General features: G+C 67.8%; 8 protein-coding genes. 5 read left to right on the top strand and 3 right to left on the bottom strand.

Annotated features, from left to right (window positions below; translation table 11 throughout):
- Positions 1-960: oxygenase MpaB family protein (locus M4D77_RS23005; protein ID WP_259937568.1), on the top strand; the 960-nt coding region annotated here is incomplete at its 5' end.
- A gap of 15 nt (positions 961-975) precedes the next feature.
- On the opposite strand, the gene M4D77_RS23000 is transcribed toward M4D77_RS23005, so the two are convergent.
- Together M4D77_RS23000 and M4D77_RS22995 are read right to left on the bottom strand one after the other, a co-directional pair.
- A complete protein-coding gene (locus M4D77_RS23000; RefSeq protein ID WP_259937565.1) occupies positions 976-2049 on the bottom strand; it encodes an isopenicillin N synthase family oxygenase in 1074 nt (357 codons plus the stop codon).
- A 44-nt stretch (positions 2050-2093) separates the two neighbouring features.
- The gene (locus M4D77_RS22995; protein WP_259937563.1) at positions 2094-3362 is read right to left on the bottom strand and encodes an MFS transporter; all 1269 of its coding nucleotides are present in this window, start codon (positions 3360-3362) and stop codon (positions 2094-2096) included.
- 158 nt (positions 3363-3520) lie between these two features.
- Here M4D77_RS22995 and M4D77_RS22990 point away from each other — a divergent pair, with 158 nt between their 5' ends.
- The gene (locus M4D77_RS22990) at positions 3521-3967 is read left to right on the top strand and encodes a hypothetical protein (RefSeq protein WP_165630397.1); all 447 of its coding nucleotides are present in this window, start codon (positions 3521-3523) and stop codon (positions 3965-3967) included.
- 25 nt (positions 3968-3992) lie between these two features.
- On the opposite strand, the gene pdxH is transcribed toward M4D77_RS22990, so the two are convergent.
- Positions 3993-4688, bottom strand: coding sequence for a pyridoxamine 5'-phosphate oxidase (gene pdxH, locus M4D77_RS22985; RefSeq protein ID WP_396266615.1), 696 nt, complete (start codon positions 4686-4688; stop codon positions 3993-3995).
- Positions 4689-4855: 167 nt separating this feature from the next.
- On the opposite strand from pdxH, the gene M4D77_RS22980 reads away from it, so the two are divergent.
- The 3 genes from M4D77_RS22980 to serC all read left to right on the top strand — a co-directional run.
- Positions 4856-5983 (top strand): citrate synthase 2, encoded by a 1128-nt coding sequence (locus M4D77_RS22980; RefSeq protein WP_165630399.1) that lies wholly within the window; start codon positions 4856-4858, stop codon positions 5981-5983.
- Positions 5984-6786: 803 nt separating this feature from the next.
- A complete protein-coding gene (locus tag M4D77_RS22975) occupies positions 6787-7056 on the top strand; it encodes a hypothetical protein (RefSeq protein ID WP_259937556.1) in 270 nt (89 codons plus the stop codon).
- Positions 7057-7241: 185 nt separating this feature from the next.
- Positions 7242-8361: phosphoserine transaminase (gene serC, locus M4D77_RS22970; protein ID WP_259937554.1), on the top strand; the 1120-nt coding region annotated here is incomplete at its 3' end.

The following is an 8361-nucleotide window of genomic DNA, read 5'->3' as shown; positions in this document are numbered from 1 at the left end:
GAACCCCTTGGCCCGGATTCGCTGACCTGGCAGATCTGGGGGACCTGGACGGGGATGTTCCAAGGTCTGTGGGCCGGGTCGATCCAGAACATGCATCCCAAGCTGGGTGCGGCGGTGTGGGACCACTCGGACTTCTTCGGCGAACGGTGGCAGCGCCTGATGCGCTCCCTGTACCCGATCAGCGGCGTCGTCTTCGACTCCGTCATCCCGGGTGCCCGGACGGGGGAAGAGGTGCGCGACTACCACCTCACCGTCAAGGGCACCATGGAGGACGGGTCCCGCTATCACGCATTGGATCCCGACGTCTTCTACTGGGCCCACGCCACGTTCTGGTACGGCAACGTCCGACTGTGCGAACGCTTCGGCCCCTTCCTCACCGAGGACCAGAAGCGGCAGCTCTTCGAGGAGTCCAAAGCCTGGTACGCCCAGTACGGCGTCTCCATGCGTCCCGTCCCGGAGACCTACGAGGACTTCCTGGAGTATTGGGACCACATGTGCCGCAACGTGCTTCGTGATCACGTATCGGTCCGCACGGTCCTCGACATCACCCAGCTGCCGCCCCCGCCGTTCCTGAGCTTCGTCCCGACGTGGCTGTGGGACCGGTACCTGGTGCCGCAGAACCAGAAACTGTTCATGTGGCTGACCACCGGGTTCTACGACGAGCCGATCCGCGAGATCCTCGGGCTCGAGTGGACCGACAAGGACGAACGTCGATTCCGTCTGGTGGGTAAGGGCATCAACTTCGTGATGCACAAGCTCCTACCCAAGCGGGCACTGCGCCACCCCCGACCGCGCGATGCGTGGGATCGCGTGCACGGCAAGGTCCCTGTGGATGCACCGATCGTGCACACGCCGACGCGCAATCTCCCGCCGCAGAGCGAGCGCGGCAACCCGATGCACTATTGCCCGGTGACCGCGGCACGGCGGGCGTCGTACCCGGGTGTGCTCACCGCGGACTGACATACGCCCGAACGACTACTGCTGGCCCTGGCTTCGTCGCATCGCCTGCCGGACACGTCCGGCCTCCCGAGGGGCGTGGGGGTTCGGACGGCCCGCTCGGGAGCCGGCGAGCTTCGCACCGATGTGTTCACCCACGGTGATCGGCGAATAGCGGCTGCCGGCTCCCACGCACGACGGCAGCGTCGTGATCATGGCGTCGAGGTTGCCGTCGTGGAAGTAGGCCGCCGATCGACGCCGCTCCACCGTTCCGTCGACGACGGGCGGCTTCACCCGGTGCAGGGTGGACATCCACCGCTCGTTGGTCCAGCGCGCCATCAGATCACCCAGGTTGATCAGCAACGCGCCGTCGGCGGGACTCACGTCGTGCCAGTCACCGTGCTGGTCGAGAACTTGCAGACCCTTGACCTGGTCGGCCCACAACACGGTCACGATGCCGTAGTCGGTGTGCTCCCCCATGCCGGTGAGGTCGCCGTCCAGCTCGATCTCACCGGGCGGCAGCGCATAGTTGTTCATCCGGAGCACGTCGAGCGAATGGTCGGTGAATCCCTCGAAGAAGTCGGCGGGTAGGTCGAGGGCATCGGCGAAGATCCTGGTGAGCGTGTGAGCGACGCGTCGTGCCTCGTTGAAGTACGCCGACACCGCCGCCTGGAAATGCTCGACGGCCGGCCACGTGTTCGTCGCGTAGTGGTCGGCGGGTAGATCGAGTTCCGGGTACTGCGTCGCCTCCACGCCGACGTTGAAGGCCTCGAAGAAGTCGTTCATGCGTGCCGCGGACTCGACCCCCAGCGACAACGACAGGGATTCCGACTTCGGGGGCGCGTATCCCCGATTGATCTCCGGCGGCGTGCGGTAGGTCTTCTTCAGCTCCAGTGGCAGCGCGAAGAAGACGTCCATGGCGGCGGTGAACTCGTCGATGACGGCGGCGGGGATCTCGTGCCCGACGACCTGGATGAAGCCGACCGAACTCGCCGCGTCGTCGAACCTGGCCGCCACCACGGCCCGATCGGCCGGGTCACCGTTCCGCGTGTACGGCGAGATGTCGATGAGCGGTACGTCGAATCCGGTGGCGGCGGCGGTCATGGCGTCCATGGTGGCACCGATCGCGAGACCGCGCTGGTCGGCGGAACCCGATCTCAGGTGCGCTGACCGGCGCGGTAGTGCACGAAGGCGGGGATCAGCAACGCCGCGATGATCGTCGCGACGACGACCGCGATACCGCCGAACGCTGTCGCGGCGGCGACCCCGATCGAGGCGGCTGCGGCGCCATGGGCGACGTCGGCGATCCGCGGGCCGCCGGCCACCACCACGATGAACACACCCTGGAGTCGGCCGCGGACCTCGTCGGTCGCGGCGGTGAGCAGGATCGACTGCCGGAACGCCGCCGACGCCATGTCGGCCGCGCCGCCGATCATCAGCAACACCACCGCGACGATGAGCATCGGCATGGCCGTGCCGTCGGCGAACGACACCGCTATCCCGGTCCCGGTGATCGCGAGACCCCAGATGATGATGCACACGATGACGGCGAGACCCTGTCGCTGCACGCGCGCGACCCACCCCGAGAAGATCCCGCCGACGACGGCACCCGCGGCGATCGCCGTGAACAGCAGGGCGAAGGCGATCCCGCCGCCCTCGGGACCGCCGAAGTTCTCGTGGGCCATCTGCGGGAACAGTGCCCGCGGCATGCCGAAGATCATGGCGATGAGGTCGACGAGGAAGGACGCCAGGAGGATCTTGTGCCCGGCCAGGTACCGAAGGCCGTCGATGACCGAACGCAGTCCCGCGACCTTGGGCGCGGCGTCACTCTCCGGCCGCAGCGACGGCAGCATCGCGACGGCGATGAGCGTCGGCAGCAGGAAGATCGTGTCCACGAAATACAACAGCGAATAGCCGAGGACGGGGATCAGGGCGCCGCCGACGAGTGGCCCGGCGATGGCGCCCGCCTGCATGACCGTCATGTTCAGCGACAGCGCGGCGGGCAGGTCCTTGGCGTCGAGCAGCCGCGGTAGCACCGCCGTCCGCGTCGGCTGGTTCACGGCGAAGAACGCCTGCTGAACGGCGAAGAGCACCAACACGATCCACACGTTCTGCCCACCCGCCGCGGCCTGCGCCCAGAACAGGGCGCTGCAGACGATGAGGCCGACGGTCGTGATGATGAGCAGGGTCCGGCGGTCGACGACGTCGGCCAGCGCCCCACCCCAGAGCCCGAACACGACGAGCGGCACCAGGCCGAAGACACCGGTCAGTCCGACGTAGGCAGAGCTACCGGTGACCTCGTAGATCTGGGCCGGCACCGCGACCACACTCAACTGCGCGCCGATGACGGTGACGATGTTCGCCAGCCACAGTCGCCGGAAGTACTGGTTGCGCAGCGGCGCGGTGTCGGCGAGGAGGCGGGGCATTTCCATGATGCTAGGACCGCCCGCCGACGTCCGGCCACGCAGGCACTCCACAAGGCCGCCTGTGGACAGTGCCGTCGCGTGGTCGCTGCCCTCCGCTATGGTCATTCCGCCCGAGGCGCACCTTGCACCTTGGTCGGGGCTCGGAGAAGGGGATGCACATGGGTGTTCGACGCTGGATGACGGTGGTGACGGTCGCGGTGGCCGTCGTACTCGGCCTCGCGGTTCCGGGGACGGCACAGGCCGGTCCGCGGTATCCGACGGCCGGCGATCGCATCACGGTGCAGGTCGCGTCGGATCAGCAGAGCGCGTACGGCTTCTGGTGGGTCGACGGTCACAACCGGATGTCACCTCGCGGGGGCCGCGTGGGTATGAACCTGCGCGACTACGATCCGAAGACCCGGTTGTGGTCGACCACAACCACTTTCACTTCACACAAGCAGCGACAGCAGACAGCCGCGAACATCACGTCGTGGGGCGGTTACGCTCGCTGCACGATCTGGGTGAACGGCGTACGCGTCGCGCACCATGTGTACCGGGCACCGATCTTCGCCCAGGCGCAGTGCGGTATCGCCAGACTCGACCCGAACCGCCTCGACTACCGCTGACGGCCCGCAGAACGGGTGTCGACGCTCAGGGCTGCAGCCGTTCGGCCCGCCAGGAGTGATCGACGTGGGTCAGCCGAACCCGGTTGTGCAGGCGGTTCGCTCGCCCCTGCCAGAACTCGACCTCGACCGGGACGATGCGGTACCCACCCCAATCGGACGGGACCGGGACCTCGGCACCCTCGTCGAACCCGCCGTAGGCCTCGGCGAGTTCGGCTGCCTTCTGCTCGAGTTCGACGCGGCTGCCGATGGGCCGTGACTGCTCGGACGCGGCCGCCGAGAGCTGCGAACCGCGGGGTCGGAGCTCCCAGTACGCCTGGATCTCCAGGGCGCTGACGTGTTCGACCGGTCCGCGGAAGTGCACCTGCCGTTCCAGCGCGATCCAGGGAAACGTCACCGAGGCATTCGGATTCGCGGCCAGGTGTCGGCCTTTGTCGGAGTCGTACCCGGTGAAGAAGACAACGCCGTTCGCGTCGACCCCCTTGCACAGGACGGTGCGGGTCGACGGCCTGCCCTCGGCGTCGGCGGTGCCGAGGACCATCGCGTTGGGCTCGGCGATCCGGGCGTCGACGGCTTCGCGGAGCCAGACGTGGAAGAGGTCGAGCCACGGCGGGTCGCCCCGCAGCCAGCTCGGGTCGAGGTTCTCGCGGATGCCGTCGGCACCGGCGGCGCGGTCGCCCTCGCCGATGTTCGGTGGGATGCCGCCGCCATATCCGACGCGCATGTTCGGCAGGTCGATGGGGTCGCGCGACTCGTCCAGCACTTTCCTGACGCTACTCCGACCGTGCTCGTTACTCCGGGGTACACGCGGGGCGTCGTGCTGATCTACAGTTCGTCGTGGATTGCATCCTCGTGGATGCACGACACGGACGTCGAGTGAGGTGGGTTGCCATGGCCAACACTGTTCCCGAGGATTTCGTCGCCGGACTCGAGGGCGTGGTGGCCTTCACGACCGACATCGCCGAACCGGACAAGAACGGCGGCAACCTCCGCTACCGCGGCGTCGACATCGAGGACCTGGTCGAGAACAAGGTGACCTTCGCCGACGTGTGGGCCCTCCTGGTCGACGGCAGGTTCGGCGACGGCCTGCCGCCGGCCGAACCGTTCCCGCTGCCGATCCACACCGGTGACGTGCGCGTCGACGTCCAGGCCGCGCTCGCCATGCTCGCGCCGATCTGGGGTTACCAGCCGCTCCTCGACATCGACGACGAAACCGCCCGCGACAACCTCGCCCGCGCGTCGGTGATGGCGTTGTCGTACGTGGCGCAGTCCGCGCGCGGCATCCACCAGCCTGCGGTCCCCCAACACGTCATCGACGAATGCGACACCGTCACCGCACGTTTCATGACCCGCTGGAAGGGCGACCCCGATCCGCGTCACATCGCCGCGATAGACGCCTACTGGGTCAGCGCCGCCGAGCACGGCATGAACGCGTCGACGTTCACCGCACGGGTGATCGCCTCCACCGGAGCCGATGTCGCGGCCTCGCTGTCGGGTGCGATCGGCGCCATGTCCGGCCCCCTCCACGGCGGCGCCCCCGCACGCGTGCTGCCGATGATCGAGGAGGTCGAGAACACCGGTGACGCACGGGGACTCGTAAAGGGGATCCTCGACCGCAAGGAGAAGCTCATGGGCTTCGGGCATCGCGTCTACCGCGCGGAGGACCCGCGTGCCCGCGTGCTCCGCCGCACCGCCCAGGAATTGGGCGTCCCCCGCTTCGAGATCGCCGCCGCACTCGAGCAGGCCGCGCTCACCGAACTCCGGGAACGACGCCCCGACCGCGCCATCGAGACCAACGTCGAGTTCTGGGCGGCGGTCATCCTCGACTTCGCCGAGGTGCCGACGCATATGATGCCGGCGATGTTCACCTGCGGCCGGACCGCCGGCTGGTGTGCGCACATCCTCGAGCAGAAGCGCCTCGGCAAGCTGGTCCGCCCGGCCGCGATCTACACCGGTCCGAGCCCCCGGCGCCCCGAAGACGTCGAGGGCTGGGGTGACGTCGTGAAGCCGGGCCTGTAGGTCCGTTCCACCAGAATCGCTACTTCCCCCACAGATTCGCTATTCACAGATAGCGAATCTGTGGTCGAGGTAGCGACCCTGTGGAGGCCAATCGGCTGTGGACAACGTCTGAGTGAATTCCACAGGGACGCCGAGGCACCCGCAATCGGACCGGGGCGGCCTCACCATCGAGCGCATGCCCGACAATCACGTGATCCGACGGTCCGCTCTCGCAGCCCGTCTCGGCGAGGACGAGATCCGGTTGCGTCAGGAGACTGGCGCGCTGCGGAGCGTATGGCGAGGTGCGGTGCACCTCGGACCCGCGCCCGACGACGAGCTCGAACGCTATCGCCTGAAGATCCGCGGCGCCGTGGCCGTCGGCGGGAACGGACGCGTGGTCAGCCACGAGTCCGCCGCCGCGCTCCACGGCATCCCCCTCCTCCGACCGGACATGACCACAGTCCACTTCACCTCGTCCAAGACCGGTCGTACCGGGGACAAGATCCACATACACCGCGACAACCTGCCGGACGAGCAGGTGATGTCCGTCGACAACGTCCGGGTGACGACGCCGGCCCGCACGGTCGCCGACGTGGCCCGCCTGGGGACGTTCGAACAGGCAGTCTGCTGCCTCGACAGTGGTCTCCGCTCCGGCATCACACACGCCGAGATCCAGGCCGTCGTGGCGTCGAGCATCAAGATGAAGGGCATCCGACAACTGCGTCAGGCGCTCTCGATGGCCGACGCACGATCCGAAAGCGTAGGCGAATCCTTCAGCCGCGCAACGATGATCGCCGTCGGACTCCCGCTCCCCAACCTCACAGGTGACCATCCTCGACGGCGACGGCAGGTTCGTTGCCCGCGGCGACTTCGGCTGGGACGACAAGGTCATCGGCGAGTTCGACGGCAAGGTCAAGTACTCGGGACAGTTCGGCACGCCCGCGTCGGAAACGGTGGTCGACGAGAAACGACGTGAGGACGCCATCCGGCGAACGGGGCGGCTCGTCGTGCGGTGGACGTGGCAGGACCTCCTGGACCCGCATCACTTCCGTGGCCTCATCACAGGTGCCCTCCGCGATGCGGGACTCGTCTGACGTGCCCGCCCCAGAAGCCCTACTCGACCCAGAGGTGCGCTACTTCCAGGTAGCGCACCTTTCGATGAAACAGCGATTCTGCATGGGGCCACCGGCGCAGAGATCGCCGCTGCACCACCCGGCTGCCGACACCTAACCCGAGGCGCCCCCACAGGTGGCGAGGGCCACTCCCTAGAATTGCCGTCATGAGCGAAGCCGCCACCGCATCCATCACCCTGCCCGCCGACCTGCTGCCGTCGGACGGCCGCTTCGGTTGCGGGCCGTCGAAGGTTCGCCCCGAGCAGTTGCAGTCCCTCGTCGACACCGGCGCTTCGGTGTTCGGCACCAGCCACCGCCAGGCACCGGTGAAGAACGTCGTCGGCTCCATCCGCGAGGGTCTGTCGAACCTGTTCTCGCTGCCCGACGGCTACGAGGTCGTGATCTCCAACGGCGGCACCACGGCGTTCTGGGACGCCGCGGCGTTCGGCCTGATCAAGCAGCGTTCACTGCACCTCACCTACGGCGAGTTCTCGTCGAAGTTCGCGACGGTCTCGAAGAAAGCCCCCTTCCTCGACTCGCCCGCGGTCATCTCGACCGACCCCGGCACCGCGCCCGACCCGGCCGCGCTGACCGTCGACGACTTCGGCGGCGTCGACCTCATCGGCTGGGCACACAACGAGACCTCGACGGGCGTCGCGGTGCCCGTCGTCCGTCCCGCCGGTTCGGATGACGCGCTCATCGCCATCGACGCCACCTCGGGTGCGGGCGGTCTGCCCGTCAACATCACCGACGCCGACGTCTACTACTTCGCGCCGCAGAAGTGCTTCGCCGCCGACGGCGGGCTCTGGGTCGCGCTGATGAGCCCGCGGGCGCTCGCACGCATCGCCGAGATCGCCGAGACCGACCGCTGGTGCCCGGAGTTCCTGTCGCTGCCGACCGCCGTCGACAACAGCAGCAAGAACCAGACCTACAACACCCCGGCCGTCGGATCGCTGCTGCTGTTCGCCAACCAGATCGAGTGGATGAACAACAACGGCGGCCTCGACTGGTGCGTCTCGCGCACCGCCGATTCCAGCTCGCGTCTCTACCAGTGGGCCGAGGCGAGCGAGTTCGCCACGCCGTTCGTCACCGAGGCGGCCAACCGCAGCCAGGTCGTCGGCACGATCGACTTCAACGACGATGTCGACGCCGCGGCCGTCGCGAAGATCCTTCGCGCGCACGGGGTCGTCGACACCGAGCCGTACCGCAAGCTCGGCCGGAACCAGCTGCGCATCGGCATGTTCCCGGCCATCGAGCCGGAAGACGTCAGCAAGCTCACCCAGTGCA

This window comes from Gordonia sp. p3-SID1431 (assembly GCF_025143765.1).
Taxonomy (GTDB): Bacteria; Actinomycetota; Actinomycetes; order Mycobacteriales; family Mycobacteriaceae; genus Gordonia; species Gordonia hongkongensis.
The sequence above is the reverse complement of the archived record's forward strand: the minus strand, read 5'-3'. Positions and strand labels throughout refer to the sequence as shown.

Coding starts and splice junctions, on each gene's coding strand:
- M4D77_RS23000 (WP_259937565.1), bottom strand. CDS start 2,049: ATGGACGCCATGACCGCCGCCGCCACCGGATTCGACGTACCGCTCATC.
- M4D77_RS22995 (WP_259937563.1), bottom strand. CDS start 3,362: ATGCCCCGCCTCCTCGCCGACACCGCGCCGCTGCGCAACCAGTACTTC.
- M4D77_RS22990 (WP_165630397.1), top strand. CDS start 3,521: ATGGGTGTTCGACGCTGGATGACGGTGGTGACGGTCGCGGTGGCCGTC.
- pdxH (WP_396266615.1), bottom strand. CDS start 4,688: ATGCGCGTCGGATATGGCGGCGGCATCCCACCGAACATCGGCGAGGGC.
- M4D77_RS22980 (WP_165630399.1), top strand. CDS start 4,856: ATGGCCAACACTGTTCCCGAGGATTTCGTCGCCGGACTCGAGGGCGTG.